This window comes from Vibrio sp. D3 (assembly GCF_043995865.1).
Taxonomy (GTDB): Bacteria; Pseudomonadota; Gammaproteobacteria; order Enterobacterales; family Vibrionaceae; genus Vibrio; species Vibrio diabolicus.
The window spans coordinates 1,459,604-1,481,215 of sequence record NZ_CP171886.1 but is presented as its reverse complement, the minus strand read 5'-3'; the positions used below and the strand labels follow the sequence as shown (position 1 = coordinate 1,481,215).

15 protein-coding genes are annotated in these 21,612 nt (G+C 45.0%); 5 read left to right on the top strand and 10 right to left on the bottom strand.

The features are described 5' to 3' along the window. Positions 1–30: 30 nt before the first annotated feature. The 3 genes from ACHFJ9_RS06460 to ACHFJ9_RS06450 all read right to left on the bottom strand — a co-directional run bounded on the left by ACHFJ9_RS06460 (position 31) and on the right by ACHFJ9_RS06450 (position 5,672). Positions 31–990 (bottom strand): porin, encoded by a 960-nt coding sequence (locus tag ACHFJ9_RS06460; protein ID WP_104972902.1) that lies wholly within the window; start codon positions 988–990, stop codon positions 31–33. Positions 991–1,388: 398 nt separating this feature from the next. Beyond that, positions 1,389–3,017 carry a methyl-accepting chemotaxis protein gene (locus ACHFJ9_RS06455; protein WP_258635268.1) on the bottom strand — a complete coding sequence of 543 codons (1,629 nt, stop codon included), beginning with the start codon at positions 3,015–3,017 and terminating at the stop codon, positions 1,389–1,391. 294 nt (positions 3,018–3,311) lie between these two features. Continuing rightward, positions 3,312–5,672, bottom strand: coding sequence for a Lon protease family protein (locus ACHFJ9_RS06450; RefSeq protein ID WP_005394880.1), 2,361 nt, complete (start codon positions 5,670–5,672; stop codon positions 3,312–3,314). Between the two features lie 187 nt (positions 5,673–5,859). Between ACHFJ9_RS06450 and ACHFJ9_RS06445 the strand changes: the two genes are divergently transcribed. Beyond that, complete coding sequence (locus ACHFJ9_RS06445) at positions 5,860–6,357, top strand: hypothetical protein (protein WP_395354336.1); 498 nt, start codon at positions 5,860–5,862, stop codon at positions 6,355–6,357. Positions 6,358–6,442: 85 nt separating this feature from the next. Beyond that, positions 6,443–8,074 carry an ABC transporter ATP-binding protein gene (locus ACHFJ9_RS06440; RefSeq protein WP_395354334.1) on the top strand — a complete coding sequence of 544 codons (1,632 nt, stop codon included), beginning with the start codon at positions 6,443–6,445 and terminating at the stop codon, positions 8,072–8,074. Positions 8,075–8,315: 241 nt separating this feature from the next. Here ACHFJ9_RS06440 and ACHFJ9_RS06435 read toward each other — a convergent pair whose 3' ends face one another. Both ACHFJ9_RS06435 and ACHFJ9_RS06430 read right to left on the bottom strand, forming a co-directional pair. Beyond that, positions 8,316–10,349: a prolyl oligopeptidase family protein gene (locus ACHFJ9_RS06435; RefSeq protein ID WP_395354332.1), complete on the bottom strand. Its 2,034-nt coding sequence runs from the start codon at positions 10,347–10,349 to the stop codon at positions 8,316–8,318. A gap of 120 nt (positions 10,350–10,469) precedes the next feature. Next, positions 10,470–11,369: a LysR family transcriptional regulator gene (locus ACHFJ9_RS06430; protein ID WP_193447771.1), complete on the bottom strand. Its 900-nt coding sequence runs from the start codon at positions 11,367–11,369 to the stop codon at positions 10,470–10,472. 162 nt (positions 11,370–11,531) lie between these two features. On the opposite strand from ACHFJ9_RS06430, the gene ACHFJ9_RS06425 reads away from it, so the two are divergent. Beyond that, entirely contained in the window at positions 11,532–13,223 is a 1,692-nt protein-coding gene (locus ACHFJ9_RS06425) for an L-lactate permease (RefSeq protein ID WP_006741952.1), read from the top strand. Positions 13,224–13,538: 315 nt separating this feature from the next. Further along, on the top strand, positions 13,539–14,678 hold the full coding sequence (gene lldD, locus ACHFJ9_RS06420; RefSeq protein WP_005383962.1) for an FMN-dependent L-lactate dehydrogenase LldD: 1,140 nt from the start codon (positions 13,539–13,541) through the stop codon (positions 14,676–14,678). Between the two features lie 90 nt (positions 14,679–14,768). Here the strand turns inward: lldD and ACHFJ9_RS06415 are convergent, their stop codons facing one another. Beyond that, positions 14,769–15,116 carry a helix-turn-helix domain-containing protein gene (locus tag ACHFJ9_RS06415; RefSeq protein WP_005375109.1) on the bottom strand — a complete coding sequence of 116 codons (348 nt, stop codon included), beginning with the start codon at positions 15,114–15,116 and terminating at the stop codon, positions 14,769–14,771. A 300-nt stretch (positions 15,117–15,416) separates the two neighbouring features. Here ACHFJ9_RS06415 and ACHFJ9_RS06410 point away from each other — a divergent pair, with 300 nt between their 5' ends. Further along, positions 15,417–16,520 carry a mechanosensitive ion channel family protein gene (locus ACHFJ9_RS06410; RefSeq protein WP_395354328.1) on the top strand — a complete coding sequence of 368 codons (1,104 nt, stop codon included), beginning with the start codon at positions 15,417–15,419 and terminating at the stop codon, positions 16,518–16,520. 72 nt (positions 16,521–16,592) lie between these two features. Here ACHFJ9_RS06410 and ACHFJ9_RS06405 read toward each other — a convergent pair whose 3' ends face one another. From ACHFJ9_RS06405 to ACHFJ9_RS06390, 4 genes are all read right to left on the bottom strand, one after another. Further along, the gene (locus tag ACHFJ9_RS06405; RefSeq protein WP_395354326.1) at positions 16,593–17,312 is read right to left on the bottom strand and encodes a carbonic anhydrase; all 720 of its coding nucleotides are present in this window, start codon (positions 17,310–17,312) and stop codon (positions 16,593–16,595) included. A gap of 141 nt (positions 17,313–17,453) precedes the next feature. Then, positions 17,454–18,425, bottom strand: a complete 972-nt coding sequence (locus ACHFJ9_RS06400; RefSeq protein ID WP_395354324.1) for a spore coat protein U domain-containing protein — start codon at positions 18,423–18,425, stop codon at positions 17,454–17,456. Then, the gene (locus tag ACHFJ9_RS06395; protein WP_395354322.1) at positions 18,422–20,842 is read right to left on the bottom strand and encodes a fimbria/pilus outer membrane usher protein; all 2,421 of its coding nucleotides are present in this window, start codon (positions 20,840–20,842) and stop codon (positions 18,422–18,424) included. Before ACHFJ9_RS06395 ends, ACHFJ9_RS06400 begins: the two co-directional genes overlap by 4 nt. After that, positions 20,835–21,593: a molecular chaperone gene (locus tag ACHFJ9_RS06390; protein ID WP_395354320.1), complete on the bottom strand. Its 759-nt coding sequence runs from the start codon at positions 21,591–21,593 to the stop codon at positions 20,835–20,837. The genes ACHFJ9_RS06395 and ACHFJ9_RS06390 overlap by 8 nt, the downstream gene beginning before the upstream one ends. Positions 21,594–21,612: the final 19 nt, after the last annotated feature.

Below are 21,612 nucleotides of genomic sequence, written 5' to 3'. Positions count from 1 at the left end.
TAAGGCAGAGTCTTAGATAACAGTTTCGACTTAGAAGTCGTAACGTAGACCTAGCGCTAGCTCATCTTTTTCATCAGCGCCTTCGTTATCCATTAGATCGAAGTTGTATGATGCGTAGCCACGGAAGTTAGGCTTGAAGTAGTAAGTAACATCAACAGCTAGGTTTTCTACAGTATCTGCGTCTTCTAGCTCACCTTTGTTGAACGTAGAAGTAAATACAGTTTGACCCATAGTGTATGATGCAGCTAGTTCGTAGCCTTTGTAATCCGCAGACTCACCTGCAACATCCACGTCTGCGCCTGTGTAGTTACCAGCGAAGTAGAAATCACCTACAGAGTATGCAGCAGCAAGCATGAACTCATCACTATCGTTTTGGTCTGCATAACCAGCACCTAGTTCAAGGCCAGTATTAGCAAATGCGTAGATACCAGATAGAGAGAAGCCATCTTCGTTGTTATCTGCAAAACCATTCACGTCTGTTGTACGGTCAGCAAAGCGGTAGCTAGCACGTACAGCTAGTTGCTCGAATTGGCCTTTGTAAGAAAGCATGTTGTCTGTACGGTCAGATACAGGCAGCTTAAGTGCTGCAGTGTTACCGTGGTAAGCCATAATATCGGTAAAGTCAGTAAGAACGAATAATGCACCGTCGTTTTTACCGTAAGTTACTTCACCGTACTTACCGCCTAGGCCTGCGTAAGCGTAACGAGTTTCAAGATCACTGTTGTTATCTACGGCACCTTCTTCTTTTGTTTCGAACTCACCTTCCCAAAAACCAACACCGTATAGGTTTTCATTGATTTCCTGTTTGCCTAGGAAGTTAAGACGGATGCGAGTACGGTCTTTTGCCTTACCATCCATCATAGAAAGACGCGCTTCAGCGCGGCCGCCCATCTCAAGAGAAGTGCCATCTTGGTTGTATAGTTCTGAAGCGACAACTTGAGATCCTGATGCCATTAGCGCCACTGCTACAGCTAAAGTTTTTAATTTCATTGTTATTTTCCATATCATTGTTTTATATGTATTTTCTCACCAGAAAAACAGGACTTTTCTGTACCAACGAGAAAACTGGCGGCATAGTAGCAGCTGTTATTTTTCACGCAACGCGTTGAATAAACAGCACTTATAGAAGAAAACACCAAGTAAAATGACGATATGAATACCTTTCAACCATCAAGTTATCGGTTGAGGTAAAAAAATCGTTCGCGTCAAAAAAAAATTGACGCTAAAAACGTAAAAACAATCTCATTATATGTGATTTTGCTCGCAAAATATTTTCACTAAATGACTGTTTTAGATAGACTTCCTGATTTTAAATCAGTTTCTCACAAACAAAAAAATCCCCAAGCAATAGCTCAGGGATTTATACATTTTGTTAGGCGAATAGCGAATTAAAGCTTAAAGAAGCTCAATTGCTCTTTCTGCTTCTCTGCAAGTAATGAAAGCTCAGTACTCGCGCTTGCGCTTTGACTGATACCCGCCACATTCTGGTTAACCAGTTCAGACATGTTAACCACGTTGCGGTTGATGTCTTGAGTGACTTGAGACTGCTCTTCGGCTGCGGTTGCCACTTGCGTGTTTGAATCGTTAATGTTGGCTACCGACTCGGTAATACCAACCAGTGCCTCATTCGCTTGTTGCGTCAGTTCGTTGTTACGACTGAGCATGTCAAGGCTGACTTGCATGCTGTCATTCGCAAGCCCAGACTGCGCTTGAAGTTCTTCAATAATCGTTTGGATCTCTTGAGTCGAGTCTTGAGTCCGTGCCGCGAGCATACGTACTTCATCCGCAACAACCGCAAAACCACGACCAGACTCACCAGCACGCGCAGCTTCAATCGCAGCGTTCAATGCAAGTAAGTTGGTCTGCTCAGAGACACCGCGAATCACTTCAATAACGTCGTTGATCTGAACCGACTGCTCTTTTAAACGCAGTACGACTTGCGCTGCATCGTTCAATGCCTGAGACATCTGTGCGCTTGCTTCTGCGCTCTCTTGGAAGATAGCCAGACCTGATTGCGCAAGACCATCAGCTTCGCGAGCTGTCGAATCCGCAGACGTTGCATTATCGCTCACGTTGTTTGCCGTGCTAGCAAGTTCATTAACAGCCGATGCAACTTGTTCTATCTCAGCGAGCTCTAGCTGAGCATTCGCTTCTGCTTGCGTCATTACTGCGGCAAGCTCAGTCGATGCCGATGCAACCTCTTCACTGATGCGAGTAAGCTGGTCGACCGTGTTATAAAGCTGTTCTGCTGTTTGGTTAACATCTTTGCTCAGCTTCGCAATTTCGTTATCACCATCTACATCTGCGCGAACTGATAAGTTGCCCATTGCCAACTGACGCATCACTTCTTGAAGTTTTTGAATAGGCGTAACAATCATGCCTGATAAGATCCACGCCCCGACCAATGAGAACGCAAATACCGCAAGAACTGTCAGCATAGCGTTGTTTTGTACACGCTCATTCTGTTGATGGCTTCTTATAGTTGACTGCTCTGCTTGGTCATTCACATGCTTCGACAGAGTATTGATTTGTTGAACCATTTCTCGGCCAACATTACGGTACTCTTTAATGAATGCACGGTACTCACTGTCCGATTTCAAGCCTTGATCGTACTGGTTAAAGAAAGCCACTGAGCGCTCTGAATATCGAACATAGGCTTCGATCGCTTGGCGAACTTTAATCGCATCTTCACGAAACAGATTACGAGATTCAATCGCACTTAAATCTGCTTCAACCTGCTTTAAGCCTTCTTTCAATTCATTAAGAAAATTTTCACGACGGGAAGCGTCGTAGATAGCGTAAACCGCTGTAATACGAAGTGGATAAATTTCATCGTCAATACGCGCCAAAGTGTCTTTATGGAAAACCAAAGACTCTTGGTTGGAAGCAATAACATCTTGCTCAGCTTGAAGATTGTTTTTAGTAATCCACAAAGCAATAAACAAAACAATCGCGGTAAATAATACCGGAACCAAAATTTGCGTTCGTACTGACAAATTTTTCAGTGATAACTGCATGACTGGACCTCAGTTGTATGCGTGATGCCTATATCCAAACGAACTCAAGCAACTCTCAATACTGAAGCTGCATTTCGGTTATTTGAATATCTATGCTTCCTTGCGACGGGAAAGTTCCCAGACGAATAAACAAGTGGCGAATATTAGAGGTCGATCACACTTTTGTCTAGTACAAAAAGTCCCCATTTTCAATCTGTTATTGACAATATCCCGACAGTAGTGTCGGGATATTGTCGTCATGATGAATTATGATCACTTATGATGAGATACATTCACATTTAGGGCGGTTTTAGGCTATTTTCTCAACGAATTGAGCTTAGCTTGAGCAAGGCCAAAAATCGTATCTATTGGATAAGAACCTTCATCGGTTGGCTCACCGGCGACTTTCCCCGTGAACAGCTCGATGGCTTCAGTGACATGATCAATCGCCCAAATATTAAACTCACCTTTTTCTACTGCTTTCACGATGTCGGAACGGAGCATCAAGTTATGAACATTAGATTGCGGGATAATGACCCCCTGCCCTTCATGACGACCTTTAATCACACACACATCGTAAAAGCCTTCAATTTTTTCGTTCACACCACCAATCGGCTGAGCTTCACCAAACTGATTCATCGAGCCTGTAATCGCAATGTCTTGTCGGTTTGGTTGCTTTGAAAAAGCAGACACCACAGCACATAGCTCTGCCATGCTGGCACTATCACCGTCGACACCACCATAAGATTGCTCAAACGTAATCGTTGTGGTTAATGGTACTCGCGCCGTTTTACCAAACACGGAAGACAAGTAGGCCGATAGAATCATCACGCCTTTAGAGTGAATACTGCCGCCCAAATCCACACTGCGTTCGATATCGATAACATCCCCATCGCCGTAACACGTCGTCGCGGTGATGCGATTCGGCGCGCCAAACATGTAGTCGCTGGTACTTAATACCGAGAGGGCATTCACTTGACCGATAGCCTTCCCTTCAGTGCGAATCAAGGTTGTACCGTTAACAAATGTTTCCATCACGTTGTCGCGTAATCGGCTCACTCGCATTTCTTGGTTCTTGAGCGCCTCTTCCACATGACCGATACGGATCATGTTGGAGTTGGCTTGACGAGCAACGTAGTTTGACTCACGTAATAAATTCGCAATATTCGCAGAGTGGAGTGATAGCTTGGTTTGATCACCAGACAAGCGTGAACTGTATTCGATAATCCGTCCCATGGACTTTCTATCACAGTGCAGCATATTGTTGTCGTTCACGACGCTAGAAATAAAGCGCGCATAGTGCAGTTCCGACTCTGGCGTTCGCTTCATCTCATCTTCAAAATCTGCTGTCACTCGGAACAACTCACTGAACTCTGGATCGTAATGCTGCAGCAATTGATAAGTTCGGTAGTCACCAAACAGAATGATTTTAATATCGAGCGGGATAGGCTCGGGATCGAGTGATACCGCCCCTGTCAATGTCACTTCTTTTTCTAGGGAGGTAAAGCTCAATTGACGAGCACGCAGTGCGCGCTTCAAACCATCCCAAACGTAAGGCTGCTCAAGCACTTTCTGTGCATCCATTAACAGAACGCCGCCATTCGCCTTATGCAAACTCCCCGCACGAATCAGCGAAAAGTCGGTAAACACGGTTCCCTTGAAAGTGGCTGTCTCAATCGAACCGAAGAGCGAATGGTAATTGGGGTTTTCTTCAACAACGATAGGAAAGTCACTGCTGTTGCGGCTTACCAAGACGTTCACTTTATAACGACGTGGTAATTTTTTATCCAACGACGCCGTCGCAATTTCGCCTTGCTCACCACTTTGATCAAGGAAGATATCTGCGTTTTCAACAATATCTTTTTGCAGCTCAGTTAAGTACGTTTTGATTTCAGAATATTCCGCGTAATCCACTTTGAGCTTTTTAATGAAGTGAGTAATCACATCGAGCGTCACTTCATCATTAAGCTTTTTGATTTTGTCGCTGTAAGTTTCTTCCCACTCTGTGAGTTCACGGACCATCGAACGTAATCGTACTTCGAGTTCATCAATGGCATCGCTGAACTGCTCTTGCTCTTTCTTACTTAGTGCATCAAAAGACTCTTCCGTATGAAGCTCATCACCATTCATGGCAACAAACTGATAATCGCCTTGTGTGGTAAGCGTCAAGCTAATGCCTTTCTCTTTTGCCTCTCGGCTAATGCGGTCCAGTTCGTTTTGTTGCTTCGCCGCTAATTGGTTTTTTAATCGCTCAGCGCGGCTAAAGTACATTTCGTTGTCGAACGCTAGGGGTAAAGCATTCAGTAGTTTGCCCATTAAGGCTTCAATATCAACACGTAACTTATTCCCGATACCACAAGGCAGCTTCAATACCTTGGGTGTACGGGTATCTTCAAAGTTCGCAACGTAACACCAATCAAACAAGGCTGCTGCATCGTGCTGGTGACGATTCAGATAGCGCAGGATCATGGTGCGTTTACCTAGCCCATTCTGACCAATGGCGTAGATGTTATACCCTTTCTCTTTGATGGACATCGCAAACTCGACCGCTTTTTGCGCGCGCTCTTGGCCCACAATCTCATCAATTGGAGGTAACTCCTTGGTCGACTTACATGGCATATTCTCTAGATCTGCTACAGAATATAGCTGCTTAGCTTCCAATCTTAGTATTGCCATATCCACTTCCTTTTTTCTTATTTTCGTCATTTGAGTGTAGAGATTATTTGCTTAATTTTAAGTGATTTACCTTCCACCCTAGTTTGATTGGACATTTTATGAGCACAAAAGTGATATCAATACGCACTTGCAATTGATAATCAATTTCATTTAATATCAAAACAAATCAACTCTTGTGGAGATGGACATGAATATTGAGCAATGCTGGATGCGCTACTTGAAAGCAGAGCAATTGATGGAACAAGGCCACTGGCCCGAGGCACATCGTTTATACGACGATGTACTCAGCAATCTACCGAGCCACATTCATTCGGCGCTCGAAAATGCTCAAACCAAACCTTGTCAGTTTGTCTGTCTCATCACCGGGCTGAGAGATGCGTGCGTCGCACAATCGGAGATTCTCAACAAACTCGGATTGCAGCACGATGCTTTTTCAACACTCAATCAAACGTACGCACTATTCCAATTCTTGCAACTAGAGAATCATGAACTTATTGAGCGTGTGGGTCATTTACTTGGTCAACAAAGTGAAGACTTGTTAGCTCATATGGCGGCATTTTGCTCCGCTCAACGTAATGCTCAATGGATGATTGAGCTAGACCATGTGACGCGCGCACATGAGCAGTTTTTGCATTTGCAAGCGATGAGTTCGGCAAAGTCTTCGCCTTCTCACCTTTATAATTAATCTAAAGCCCAAGCATTGAGGCCAGCTAGGTTTGTGCTGTCCATTGCTTGAGTATCATTTGCTTTATCAACCACAAGGATCTGTGATGTCTTCTAAAACCATTCTTTCGGTGAATAACCTATCGGTCAGCTTTACGACAAACGATGGGATCGTCGATGCAGTAAAGAATGTTAGCTTCGATTTAAAAGCAGGCGAGACGCTTTCCATCGTTGGGGAGTCTGGGTCTGGCAAGTCAGTATCAACCAATGCACTGATGAAACTATTGCCAGACAACGCTATTTTGCATACGAACTCATCCATCATGTTTGAGGGTAGCTCCATCTTGGATAAAACGGAGCGTGAAATGCAAAGTATTCGCGGTGATCGTATCGGTATGATTTTTCAGGAGCCGATGACCTCATTGAATCCATACATGCGGGTGGGGATCCAAGTCGCTGAGGCCATCATGTGCCACCGTCCAGTGGATAGATGGAAAGCCAAAGCGAGAGTGTTAGAGCTGTTTGAACTGGTTCACATGCCAGAGCCAGAGAAAGCGTACAGCAAATATCCGCACGAGTTTTCTGGCGGTCAGTTGCAACGCATCATGATTGCAATGGCACTGATTAACGAACCCGATATTTTAATTGCCGACGAACCAACCACCGCGTTAGATGTCACGGTTCAAGCAGAAGTGCTGCACCTGATTAAAGAAATTCAGGCTCAGATGGGCATGGCGATACTTTTTATTACTCATGATTTAGGCGTTGTAAAACACTTTGCCGACCGTGTCATTGTGATGTGTAAAGGGGAAGTCGTCGAAGAAGGCGAAACGCAAACACTCTTCGAAGACCCAAAGCACGAATACACACGTATGCTGATCAACTCTATTCCAAAAGGCAGTAAGGACCCTATTAGCGAGAGTGCTACACAACTATTAAAAGCTGACGATATACGAGTCAAATTCTTGATAAAGCCGCATTTTATTGCCAGTAAAAATGAGTACTTCGAAGCCGTAAAAGGCATTTCTCTTGAGCTCAAACAAGGAGAAACACTCGGGATTGTTGGGGAATCCGGTTCAGGCAAGTCTACCCTCGGCCGCGCAGTGATAGGCCTCCTGCCATCCACAGGTAAAATCGAATACAAAGGCCAAGATATGGCTTTGCTAACAAACAAAGAACGTTTTGAGCTGAAAAAAGACGTTCAGATGGTGTTCCAAGACCCTTATGGTTCGCTTTCTCCTCGTATGACTATCGGCGAGATCATCACTGAAGGATTAACTGTCCACCAGCCAATGTTGAGTAAAAAAGAACGCATGCAGAAAGCACGCGACGTGCTTCGAGAAGTTCGCTTAGATCCCGCGTCCATCAACCGTTATCCGCACGAGTTTTCGGGAGGCCAGCGTCAGCGTATTGCTATCGCGCGAGCACTAATCCTTGAACCTTCGTTTATTCTGCTTGATGAGCCGACCTCTGCATTGGACCGCTCGGTTCAACTGACTGTGATTGATCTCCTGAAAGATTTGCAGAAAAAGCATAACATTGGCTACTTGTTTATTAGCCACGATCTATCAGTCGTCAAAGCCCTTTCTGATCGTGTTCTTGTCATGCAAAAAGGCGAGGTTATGGAACAAGGTACAGCCGAAAATATTTTCCAAAACCCTAAAAATGACTACACGAAAAAACTGATAGATGCCTCATTTGATCTTGAAAACAGTGAAAATCAGCACAATGCGGCTTAGGTTCATCACAGTTTCATATTCATAAGCTAGGATTAAGAAAAGGTGATGATTTCATCTTGTCTTAAGAATGGCGTAGCTGCCTTTCGGTTTGGCCGCCGAGACTGGTTGGTTCAAGAGTCAGACTTAGTCAACCTGGCTCACATACTGGCAAACAGTATGAATTGAGTTCCCCCAACCATGAAAAATGCCGCGACAGTGTCGCGGCATTTTTTATTCTCAGAAGCTGAGAGTAACTAGGGCATTAAATCGACTCAATACCCATATTATGTAACGTAAATGCATACACGTCTGTGGTGAGGTCAATTTGCTTACTCAGCGGCATCCCTGCACCATGACCTGCATTGACATCAATGCGTATTAATACTGGATTAGCGCCTTGCTGCTTGTCTTGCAGCTCCGCAATAAACTTGTACGAATGTGCTGGCACAACTCGGTCGTCGTGATCAGCAGTTGTCACCAAGGTAGCAGGATATTGCACGCCTTCTTTTACATTGTGAACAGGAGAGTAACCAAGCAAGTATTGGAACATCGCTTCACTTTGCTCCGACGTGCCATAGTCATACTTCCAGCCTTCTCCAGAAGTAAACGTGTGATAACGCAGCATATCAAGCACGCCAACCGCAGGCAGCGCGACTTTGAATAGTTCAGGGCGTTGCGTCATACACGCTCCAACTAACAAACCACCATTAGAACCACCGCGAATCGCTAGGCGATCCGAGCTAGTGTAGTCGTTTTCAATCAGGTATTCCGCCGCCGCAATAAAGTCATCAAATACGTTTTGCTTTTGCTGCTGAGTGCCTGCGTTGTGCCAAGCTTTACCATATTCACCGCCGCCTCGCATGTTGGCGACAGCGTAAATGCCACCCAATTCTAGCCAGTTGGCCACATTGCCAGAAAACATCGGAGTGAGGCTGATGTTAAAACCGCCATAACCATACAGCATGGTTGGCGCCCTACCATCAAGTGCGATGCCCTTCTTGTATGAGATGATCATCGGAACTTGCGTGCCGTCTTTTGAGGTGTAAAACACCTGTTTTGATTCATACTCACTGCGATCGAATGGCGCTTTTGATTCTTGAAACAGCGTCGATTCACCAGACTCAACATCAAATGAGAAGATCGTCGGTGGCGTCACGTAGTTAGTAAAGGTGTAATACAGCGTGGTTTCTTCTTTTTTACCCGCTAGACCATAAGCCGTGCCCTCTCCCGGCAGCTCAACATCTCGAATCCACTCACCTTGGTAGTTAAACTGCTGCACTTTAGAAAGTACATCCACCATATAAGTCGCAAACAGATAACCGCCACCTTTGCTGATTTCTAACGGCTGTTCTTGTTCAGCAATCACATCCATCCATTGCGCTGTTCGGGTGTTGTAGCTGACAACTTTGCCATTCGGCGCATCTAGGTTGGTGTAAAGCAGCAAGGTTTCGTCTTGACTATCAATCAAGTAGGTGTCGCCTTGCGTTGTATCACGAAGCGTCACAATCGCTTGGGACTCAGACTGTAAATCGATATAAAACAGACGATTACCCGATGTGGATTCTGCGCCAGAAATAATGAGGAAGCGATCGTCCGTCGTCGTGGTACCAGACACATAACGGTGAACCTGCGTATCCAACTCACCGAAAATCACTTTATCTTCAGACTGAGGTGTACCAAGTTCATGATAATAAAGCTTGTGATGTTCAGTTCGCGCAGATAACTCACTGCCTTGCGGCTTATCATAGCTTGAGTAATAGAAGCCTTTGCTGCCCAGCCAAGAAATCGACGTAAACTTCGCATCCACAATCTCAGGCTCTAACTGTTCTTTGGTTTCCGCATCAATAACAAAGATCTTGCGCCAGTCACTGCCCCCTTCCGAGATGGAATACGCGACCAAACGATAATCTTTCGAGAAGCTGACTTCGCCAAGAGAGGTCGTGCCCTCTTCAGAGAACGTATTTGGGTCAAGGAAGACTTCGGCTTCTCCCTCGCCTTTACGGCGATACAATACGCTTTGGTTTTGCAAACCGTCGTTTTTGTAGAAATAGGTGTAGTCACCACGTACAAATGGCTGGGAATATTTTTCGTAGTTTTGGCTGTTCGCGACCAAGTCACGGATTTGTTGGCGGTACGGGATCTGACCCAGGAAATCGAATGTTACCGAGTTTTGACCCGAAACCCATTGTGCGGTTTCTTCGCTGCGATCATTTTCTAACCAGCGATAAGGGTCGGCAATGTCGTGGCCAAAGTAAGTGTCCACGACAGAATCTTTACGTGTTTTTGGGTAATGCATAACGTCCGTGTTACTCCGTCGTTTTTATTAAGTTGTTTATCTTCAATCGTTTTATTGCGGTGATTACCTTAGAGCACCCAATATTGATTTCAACGACATTGTTTTAAATCTATGAAGAACCTAGAAATAATGAGATATCGTTAAGTAACGATCACGAATGTGCTCAATAAGCAGTTTCACTTTATTCGGTGGTTGACGAGTAAACGGGTACACCGCATAGATACCCAACTTTTTACCCACTAGTTCAGGAAAAATATCCACCAGTTGACCATTGCGAATATCGTGATACACCAAGCATCGCGGGACGTAAGCTATACCATGACCGCCCAGAGCGGCTTTACGTAATGCGGTCGCGTTATCAGTAGAAAAGCAGCCCGATACTTTGATGATGTAATTTCCGTCTTCGCCTTTAAACTCCCAATCTGTTGCACCTGTGGTTTGGTAAGCGTATTGCAGACAATTGTGCGTGGTGAGATCAATAGGCTCGATCGGCTTCCCATTTTTAGCGATATATGAGGGGGACGCGCACACCACCCATTGAGAATCGAGAATATGTCGTGCGATCAAACTGGAATCGGCTAGGTAGCCAGTTCGAATGACCAAATCGTAACCATCAGCCACCAAATCGACAAAGCGGTTATCCAATGACATGTCCACGGTCAGACCCGGATGAAGGTTACAAAATTCCGCAACGGCATCAGCAAGTATCAAATCTCCAGAGATACAAGGCACGGACATTTTTATGTGACCGCTCACATTCTCTCCAAAGCCTGCAACAGCGTCCATAGCCTCCTGAGTGGCCTGCTTCACATTTTTAGCACTGTGGAGTAACACCTTACCTGCTTCGGTTAAGGTCAATTTACGCGTTGTTCGATATAATAGCTGCGCCCCTATCTCTTCCTCCAACCTTGCCATTCTTTTGCTAACTACCGAATTTGTAAGGTTATTTGCTTCTGCAACCTTACTAAAACTGCCCAGTTCGATTACTTGAGAAAATAGGATTAAGTCGTCTGCTCTCATACGATTATGTCACTTTTGGAATTAATTATTTTCATTATTTCCCTATATCAACAAAAAATAAAGGAGTAAATTCACGCCAAATTAACAAAACCATTACAACAAAAAGTCACCTCTACAGCGGATTGACACCGTTCGAGAAGTCAGCGTACGAAGGATGTACAAATGAGTGAAACCCTACTTGCCCTAGTGGCATTTTCGCCAATTGTTGTTGCCGCCATCTTATTGGTTGGTCTCAACTGGCCTGCTAAAAAAGCCATGCCTGTTGCGTTCGGTTTAACCGTCGCTATTGCCCTAATGTTTTGGGATATGTCAGCCAATCGCGTACTGGCTTCTGTATTCCAAGGGCTAGGCATTACTGTCTCTGTTCTATGGATCGTGTTTGGTGCCATCTTCTTGCTCAACACTTTAAAACACACTGGAGCGATCACCACTATCCGTAATGGATTTACCGATATTTCAGCTGACCGCCGTGTGCAAGCCATCATCATTGCTTGGTGTTTTGGCTCATTCATTGAAGGCGCATCAGGGTTTGGTACCCCGGCAGCAATTGCTGCACCACTACTGGTTGCAATCGGCTTCCCTGCGCTAGCCGCTGTCCTAATGGGCATGATGATTCAGTCAACGCCTGTTTCATTCGGTGCGGTGGGTACACCAATCATCGTGGGTGTAAACAAAGGTTTAGACACGCATAACATCAGTGAGTCTTTGGCTGCACAAGGCGCAACATGGGAAATGTACCTGCAAGATATCACCGCGCACGTTGCTGTGATTCACGCTGTTGTAGGTACGATGATCCCTGTATTAATGGCGATGATGTTAACACGTTTCTTCGGCAAGAACAGAAGCTGGAGTGAAGGTCTGGATATTCTACCATTTGCTTTATTCGCAGGCGTCTCTTTCACTGTGCCATACGCGTTAACTGGTGTGTTCTTGGGTGCAGAATTCCCTTCACTTATCGGTGGTTTGGTTGGTCTTTCTATTGTTGTTACCGCAGCGAAAAAAGGCTTCTTAGTACCAAAGACTAAGTGGGATTTCGAAAGCGAAGACAAATGGCCTGCTGAATGGCTGGGCTCGCTAAAAGTCGATCTAAACGACAATCCAGGCAAGCCAATGAGCATCGTAAAAGCTTGGGTACCATATGTAATGCTGGCGGTAATTCTCGTCGCAAGCCGCGTAAGTCCGGAACTGAAAGGCTTTGTACAAAGCGTAAGTTTGTCGTTCAGCAATATTCTTGGTGAGACTGGTGTGAGTGCCGCTATTCAGCCATTGTACCTGCCAGGTGGCATTCTGGTGTTTGTCGCACTGCTTGCCGCAATGTTACAAAGCGGTAGCGCAAAGCCATTGCGTGAAGCGTTTGGCGAGTCAAGCAAAACACTGATTGGCGCGGGGTTTGTCTTGGTATTTACCATCCCGATGGTTCGTATCTTCATCAACTCTGGTATTAACGGCGCTGACCTAGCAAGCATGCCGGTTACAACAGCTAACTTTGCCTCTGACCTTGTTGGTTCTGCGTTCCCAGCACTGAGTGCCACCGTTGGTGCGCTGGGTGCGTTCATCGCTGGCTCAAATACGGTTTCAAACATGATGTTCAGCCAGTTCCAATTCGAAGTGGCACAAACACTGTCTATTTCGAGTGTGATTGTTGTGTCGCTTCAAGCCGTTGGCGCTGCCGCAGGTAACATGATTGCGATTCACAACGTTGTTGCCGCATCAGCCACCGTAGGTTTACTTGGTCGTGAAGGTGCAACATTGCGTAAGACGATTATCCCTACGTTCTACTACATTGTAATGACGGGCATTATTGGTTTGGTGTTGATTTACGGCCTCCAAATGACGGATGTCTTGATGAAGTAACGCGAAACGCAGGGTTTGTAGCCCTGCCAAATTTGACACAGCTGTCAGCACTACTACCCCGACATGTTGATTTAGCTTGCTACATCAATCCCCCCTGCAGCTGTGTCATCCTTTCCAATTTGTATAACTGATTGAGTGATTTAACAAAATTTTTCAATCAATTATGTAAATGAGTTACCAACATCAGCAGTTCAAACGTAAGTGAACCATAGGTAACTATACTCATTTTGATGCCTTCACTGCTTTGCGATGAAGGCTCAACGAAAGAGCAAATTGCTCCACAACTTTGCTTAGAATAACCGCTAGGACACCATTATGATTATCTCAGCTTCTACTGACTACCGCGCTGCCGCGAAAGCCAAGCTTCCCCCGTTTCTATTCCATTATATTGATGGCGGCTCTTACGACGAACGCACGCTGAAGCGTAATACTGACGATTTAGGTGATGTCGCTCTTCGCCAACGCGTCCTACGCGATATGACAGATTTGAGCCTAGAAACCGAGATCTTCGGTGAGAAACTGGCAATGCCAATCGCGCTAGCTCCTGTTGGTCTAACTGGTATGTACGCGCGCCGAGGCGAAGTGCAAGCAGCAAAAGCAGCCGAGAAAAAAGGCATCCCGTTTACTATGTCGACTGTTTCGGTTTGTCCGATTGAAGAAGTCGCACCTGCAATTGAACGTCCAATGTGGTTCCAGCTTTACGTGCTTAAAGACCGTGGCTTCATGAAAAACGTACTTGAGCGTGCAAAAGCAGCAGGCGTAACAACGCTGGTGTTTACCGTTGATATGCCAGTTCCTGGCGCACGTTACCGTGACATGCACTCAGGTATGAGTGGTCCTAACGCAGCCATGCGTCGTGTATTCCAGGCGATGCGCCACCCAAGCTGGGCGCTGGATGTGGGTCTACTTGGTAAGCCGCACGACTTAGGTAACATCTCAACGTATCGTGGCGAACCAACAAAGCTAGAAGATTACATCGGCTGGTTAGGCGCAAACTTCGACCCGTCTATCTCCTGGAAAGATCTTGAGTGGATTCGTGACTTTTGGGATGGCCCTATGGTCATCAAAGGCATCCTCGACGAAGAAGACGCAAAAGATGCGGTACGTTTCGGCGCGGATGGCATTGTGGTATCTAACCATGGTGGCCGTCAGTTAGATGGCGTACTTTCAAGTGCTAAAGCACTACCAAGCATTGCAGATGCGGTAAAAGGCGATCTTAAGATCTTTGTTGACTCTGGTATCCGTACTGGTCTTGATGTGGTTCGTATGCTCGCGCTGGGCGCTGACTGCACACTGCTTGGTCGTTCATTTGTGTACGCATTGGCTGCGCAAGGCGGCGCAGGCGTTGAAAACCTACTGGATCTGTACGATAAAGAAATGCGTGTAGCTATGACGCTTACTGGTGCGAAGTCTATCGCGGACCTTTCTCGCGATTCCTTGGTGAAAATCCCATAATCTTTGCAGGCGAGCAAAACAGAAACGAAAAAACGAGCCACAATTGGCTCGTTTTTTATTGCTCTTCAACCCGATAATTTGACGAGCAAGCTAACTAACTTGGTGAACGTACTCGATCACGACTTGGTTGCCGTCGATAAACACGTTACTGATATCGCCATCCACCGTCACACGATTTTGTAAATAAACCGTACCAGATGCAGATAGATCACGCTCCGTCAAAGACGGAATCACCTGACCAGGACGTACATGTAGCTGCTCGCATAGCTGTTTTACAAAACCTAGCGTCAGTGGAGAATTACCACGTAACAAGCCAGAAAACTCGTGTAGACTCAAACCAAGGCGCTTCGCCATTTCCATTTGAGTGATGTGCATTTTGGCTTTTTGTGACATCCAGATGTCGTAGAGCGCGTTTCGATCCAGCTCTGTAAATTCCATATCTGCCTCCGCTAATTCAAGAGCCAATACACTCTCACACTTACTTAAGATAAATGTTAGCGATAAGTCAGAGAAGTTATAATTGATCGTTCAAATATCAACGCACATCGGAGATGACGAAGCTCCGCACACGAATGGAACGGCGGCTCATCATCCAGTTTCGACCACTCACTTTTCACCTCATAAAATAGCCTACCTCAGGCGATTTATACATAAGTAAATGATTTAAAGGAAATCACTGGGGTGAAGGAGTAATATCTGCTACCTTTCCTTCCATGGTTCACTAGAAAGAAGTTACATATGTCACAGTGGTTTACCGATTTGCAAAGCTATATTGAAACATCTCATCAAGATTGGAGTGGGAGTGTCCTTTTCATTACACTCGCCAGCTTTATTGCTTGGGTAGCTTGGCGACTGATCCGCTCTCGTCTCGCAGTACTAGTAGAGAAAACCCCTTTCCACTGGGATGACATGTTGCTTGATGCGCTAAAAGCGCCAGTCAGTACACTCATTTGGTGTTGGCCAGCAACCGTCTCTATCGGCATCATATTAGAGAGCGAGCTCAACGATAAAATAAACTGGTTAAGCACGCTGAAACTGATTTTGGTGATCAGTATCTTCGTCTGGACCGTTATGCGACTCATCACCAATGTTGAAGAGTACGTCCTAGAACAAAAAAACCGAGATGAAACCACAGTGCAAGCGATAGCTAAAGTCGCGCGCTTGTTCTTTATTACCGTCGGAATTCTCACTGTGATGCAGGCGTTTGGCTTGTCACTGTCAGGATTGCTCACCTTTGGTGGTGTCGGTGGTTTAATCGTTGGTTTAGCGGCGAAAGATTTGCTGTCGAACTTCTTTGGCGGCCTTATGATCTACTTCGATCGTCCGTTTAAAGTTGGCGACTGGATCCGCTCTCCAGATCGCCAAATTGAAGGTACGGTAGAGCGAATTGGCTGGAGAATGACCATCATACGAACTTTCGACAAGCGCCCTCTTTATGTGCCAAACTCTGTGTTTAGCAACATAGTCGTAGAAAACCCATCTCGCATGCTAAACCGACGCATCTACGAAAAAATTGGACTTCGTTACGACGACGCCGAAAAAATGCCGCAAATCATTACAGCGGTGAAAGAGATGCTTAAGAATCACAAAGATATTGATGCACGCCAAACGCTTATCGTCAACTTCGATACGTTCGGTCCATCGTCACTGCATTTCTTCATTTATACCTTCACAAAAACCGTGAATTGGGTGAGATACCATGAGGTTAAACAGGATGTTCTTCTTCAAGTAATTAACATCATTAAAGAACACGAAGCAGATATCGCCTTCCCAACTCAAACACTCAAGCTCGACCCAGTTCAAATGATAAAAGCTGAAGAGCAAGAAGATCACGGCTTCTAATTTCCACCAATACCCAATAACAAAGCCCGCTTTATTCAAGCGGGCTTTTTCATTTTTATTTGCTTGGATTGGTTAGTGTTGCATTAACACCATACGAGCATTCAATGGTTGGATAGGACGATTGTTTTTCCCCATCACTGCCGTAAACGCTTTAATCTGCTCAGGGGAAATGGTTTGTGCTTCTTTCATCACTAACCAACGTACCCCTTCAGAGCATGGTGGTGTCGTTAGTGAGCCATTAAAGCGATAATACGCTTTGTCTTTTGGAAGCAACGCATCCGCTTCAAATGGCAATTTAATCTCTACACCTTGATCTTTACTTGGTATGTTTGCTAGTAACTTCGCTAAATCTGGGTTCGCTTTTCCGGATTGAAAAAACACGGCCACAACCGCCAAATGGCCAGTTGTATCAGCATGCACAAAGTGCGCTTCTAATGGGTATTCTTTGCCATCCACATGGTTTTCTGACGGAGTATGGAAGTGGAACTGCTTTAACGTGAATGCATTGCCATCAATCAACAGTGTGTTGTCACCCTCTAGGCTGGTTTGCAGGGTGTGGCCGTTATTGAGCAATGAGATTGCTTTGCCATGGTAGTCGAACTGCAATTTGTCTAACTTCGCTTCTGCTGCGGAGACAATATTAATTGGGCTTTGGTTTTGACCTTTGGAACATTCAGACGCAAACTCGCCCCAATGCTCAGGCCCGTGACTCCCCTCGTAACCCCAGCTTGCTGCGTAAGCTGTTCCTGTAAATACCAACGCCAAACCTAGTGCTGCCAGTGACTTCTTCATAGTTTTCCTTATTCCTTCAAGTTAAATGTTGTGAAAACAAAACCATACTAATCGCACAGAATTAAGCGGGAATAGAGTGAAAACTATGATTACAAAAGTTTTTTGGAATAGATGCCTCTAGTTATGCAATTGATATGATGCTCAAAATTGAACATCAACGATTATCGAGTCGGTATAAGTGCCAGCTGGTGGGGTGGTTTGGCTTGTTATTATCTCTGCGCGATAATTGAAGTTCTGCGGAGTGATGCCATCGGGAATGGTGTCACCCGTATCCACATCGCTCTGTTCACGACGTTCAGAACCAGTATCCCCCCACCGCTCCGTCGATGAGGATTTATAGATTTCATACTCCAAATAGTTACCGCCAGATGCCATCCTTCGTTGGCCTCCGGAGGCATTCACACCGTCGTTTAAACCAATGGTAAAAGCACTGTTCTTGGTACAGGTTAATGATATAACCTGACTGACAGGGTCAAAACCTGCCACCAATGGTGATGAACCAAAATTAATATCTGGCGCCGTGATCATACAATCGGGAGTGACTTCCAACTCTACCGGAATCAAGCTTTGTGCATTGCCTGTTTCTCGCCCAAGACATACGCCTCCAACTCCAATTCCTGAGCAATAATTCCAAATCCAAGACACCGTAATTTGGTCTCGATAAGTCCCTGCTGAGAGATTACTACCAGCTCCTGTCCGGGCATAAAGCGGAAATTCAGCTTGAGTGCCAAATAAACCTAGTAAATCGAGCAGCCCAATTTCAAAAAAATTGTAAGTTTGGCCAAAAATGTACTCTTGCGAAAGGCTTGGATCTCCAAAAATCTGATAGCTAAGTTCCGAACTAATATCCGCCGCATTAAGCAACCGCCCATCGTTAGTACTGTTAAACGTTGCAGACACATAGTCGCCACTCAACAAAGAAACAAGTGTAGAAAAGTCACACGTTATCCCTGCGTGAGGCTGGGCTGAGCTCTGTTGCTGAATAGTTGAAACGGTAAACGAGGAAACGCTTCCAAATTGAATCAAAGGCGTCGGCGCAGTGAGCTCACAAGCCATGTTACCGGACGATATAAAAAGAAGAAAAAACCAAAGATAACGAGAATACCGACTCATAATTGTACCTCTGCTTTTTGCTCTTTCGTGCAGACTTGTTTACCTAATGTCTGTATTTTCTCGCTCCGTGTTTGATAGAGTCCCGTTATAAATACTTTACATGGTGGAAAGCCTTCGGGGTAAAAGATAATGTACTCACCTACATTACGCCCCTCAAAATACGTCACTCCATCCCAACCAATTTGCCCTACCACTCCAGTATCTGATTGACCATAAGTTCCTAATGGCAAGTAGGCGTCATTTTCATCAACAACCTCCATGCTTAACGCAACTTGCAAAGCTATTGGGAACTCGAGCAAATAGCCGTACCCAGAATGTATCGACGCGTATTGTTCTGTTGTTGGGAAAAAAGCATTGGCTGGTAATCTAAGCGGATCAATTTCATATTTTGCGGTGTAATATGCCATTGCCCACGGCACAAGTAAGTAACCGTCATCATCAGTCAATCCAACGACTTGATTCTCATATTTGACGGGCACACCTTCAAAACCGCTAGTACTGACAACAGCGAAACTATCGTACACATTATTTGCAGGGAATATTTCACCATCGAGTGACGCAACCGAACCCGACATTTCGGCAAAATAATCGTAATTACCACTCGTCCCGTTTAAGCCCGCTCGGAACTCCGCCCAAGAGGCTCGGTAAGTAACATCGGCCTGCTTTCTATTGTCAGGCTTTTCATTAATATCATGCGCTAAGTTGATTCCCCAACCACCTCGAATCGGCGCAAGTCGACTAACACTAGCACGGCCACTAAGATGACCATCGCTTCCACGCTTCATGGTTAATCCCGCGCTACCAGAGAAAGCGCTCAAAGGTAATGAGAATTGTGCTAACGTAACGGCCTCCCCACCGATGTTTCGATTAAACGATAATGACATGTTGATATCGAACGGAAGCGAGCGGCTGTAAGTTACATTAAGTATTCTCGATCGAGAGTCGGTTTGCTGAACATCAAAGTATCCCCCTGACAACGAACCCAACTCATTCAGCCGGGCGCCAACATTTATCTGAGAGACATGCCGAGACAAATTCTCTCGCTCGTTAGTGCCGTCACTTCTCAAGCTCTCTGGTGTTTGGGAGAGCGTGTAAAATCCCTCGCTCTCAACTTGGGTACGAGCGGCAAAGCTAAACATTCGAGATTGATAACTATAACCAACTGAATAGGAACTCGCTCTCTGCTCATAATTGCTAAACCTTACCGCCCCATCAATCGTTCCCATATTGAATAGGTTGGTAACAAAACCGACTCCCGCAACAATTAAGTCATCTTTCGCTTCGGTTTGTGCCTCCAACGTTAGCCAGTTTGTCATTCCGTGCCTCGCAGCTGCGACAACAGCACCATCGACATAGTCATTTGAAGCGTTGCCATAGTTTCGGCGTAAAGCACCAAAACTGGCGTTGTAAGAGGTATAGTTAGCCTTTAGCAAGTTAGCTGAAAGGAAAAATGGACTGGTCATTGCAGTCCGCCTTCCCTGGGCATCCGTTGCAATCACTGTCGCTTCACCAGCTCCCGATACCATTGGAATATCATTGATAACAAACGGTCCCGGCCCCACAAACATTGAATCGGTTTTTAATCCGTTCACAAATAAATCTAACGTAGTGGGAGCAGTTACTTCGCCATAAAATGCAGGTAAAGGTGCGGTAACCACATCTGGACGCATAGAGAAGTCATGTGAGAGTTGAATACCAGCCATTCGAACTGGTTGACTCCACGCAAGGGGCCTCACAATGTAATCCCCTACTTCAAAGCGCAATCGACGACTTTGATCAACATATTCGTACCTCGTGTCGAAGCGCGTATATTTATTACTTTGTTGCGCTTGAACATCTCGATGAAGGTTAGATTTAAATATTCCCGTCGTAGAAAGTACGCCGAATTCGGAAAAGGCTCTCAATTCGTGGTTAATAGAGACTTCTTTTTGACTACTCTCGTGATCATAAACACCAAACACACTGTAATTAAATAACCCACCAGTTCCGAATTTAGCAGGGGAAAAACGCCTCCTGTTCTGCGCAGAAAAACGTTGCATCGGCAACCAATTCGGAGGCACTTTGATTGATAATTGCAGTAACGATTGCAAATAATCGACCTCTACACCCGATATTGATGTTATGTCTAACTTCTCTTGCGTCCTAGGTAATACATCCGCGACCACGCCAGCAGACAGTAAATCGTCTCTATACACGAAGTAACGCTCGCCTTTACGTTCAACATCCGCGATTAAACCAGTCGGTCGTTGATTAATAACTAGTTCTAACGACAAATGAATATTTTCAAAGTTCTCATAAGAAAAGTTTTCAGGACTAGGTAACTGCGATAAATGGGCCACTACGTTGTCGCACCAAACCACACTAGGCGTCATACTGGTAAATAAACATAAACAAGATAGATATAAAATCTTATTCATTGTGTTCGAGTGGAATAACGTAACGCTTACCTTCAATATCCGCCTTTACTTTTATATTTTTCATCTTGGAGTAAGAAATAGGCCACGTTTTATATTGCTCAGGTAATATATACCCTGCTAACCCTTTCGAAACGATAAAAGGCGATTGGTTTGGTGCGGTCACTGCTAGGTTGACTAATCTGACATAGTGATTACTGGTGTTTTCTATATGAATAAGGTCCTTATCTTTACTCTTTATAATCTTTGCCTGTAGTCCGTTCCAAACTTCATTTGTTCCTTGGGATTGTCTTTTCATCCCTTTACCGTACATAAACAATGGTATGGAATATCTCATTCTCACTTTTACTGCCAGATCATTTTCTTTATTTTCATCTTGAGGCCCTTTAGCTGGCGGGAGTTCGTCGATGATAATACGATATGCGTACTCTTTATTAGAAAGCGCTCCATCTTGATTTAATATACGAATAAGTTGCTTGGCACCAGGTGCAACTTTCACAAAAGGAGGCGTAGCTATCAGTTGTCGTTGCTGCGCATATGTATCCTGCCCATCCTTCTGTCCCCACTGAAAAATACGAACCTGCAAATAAAAATCTTCAGTGCCTTGATTAACCATCCAAATTGATGTCGCATTCGATTCAGAAGATATTTTAGGGTAAATAGGCCAAATAAGGAGAGAATTAGCATAGGCCTGTGAAGTTAACGTTGATAAGAAAATAATGACGAAAACCAGTCTTTTTATTATTAAATCCATTTAATTTCTCCGAAGGTTA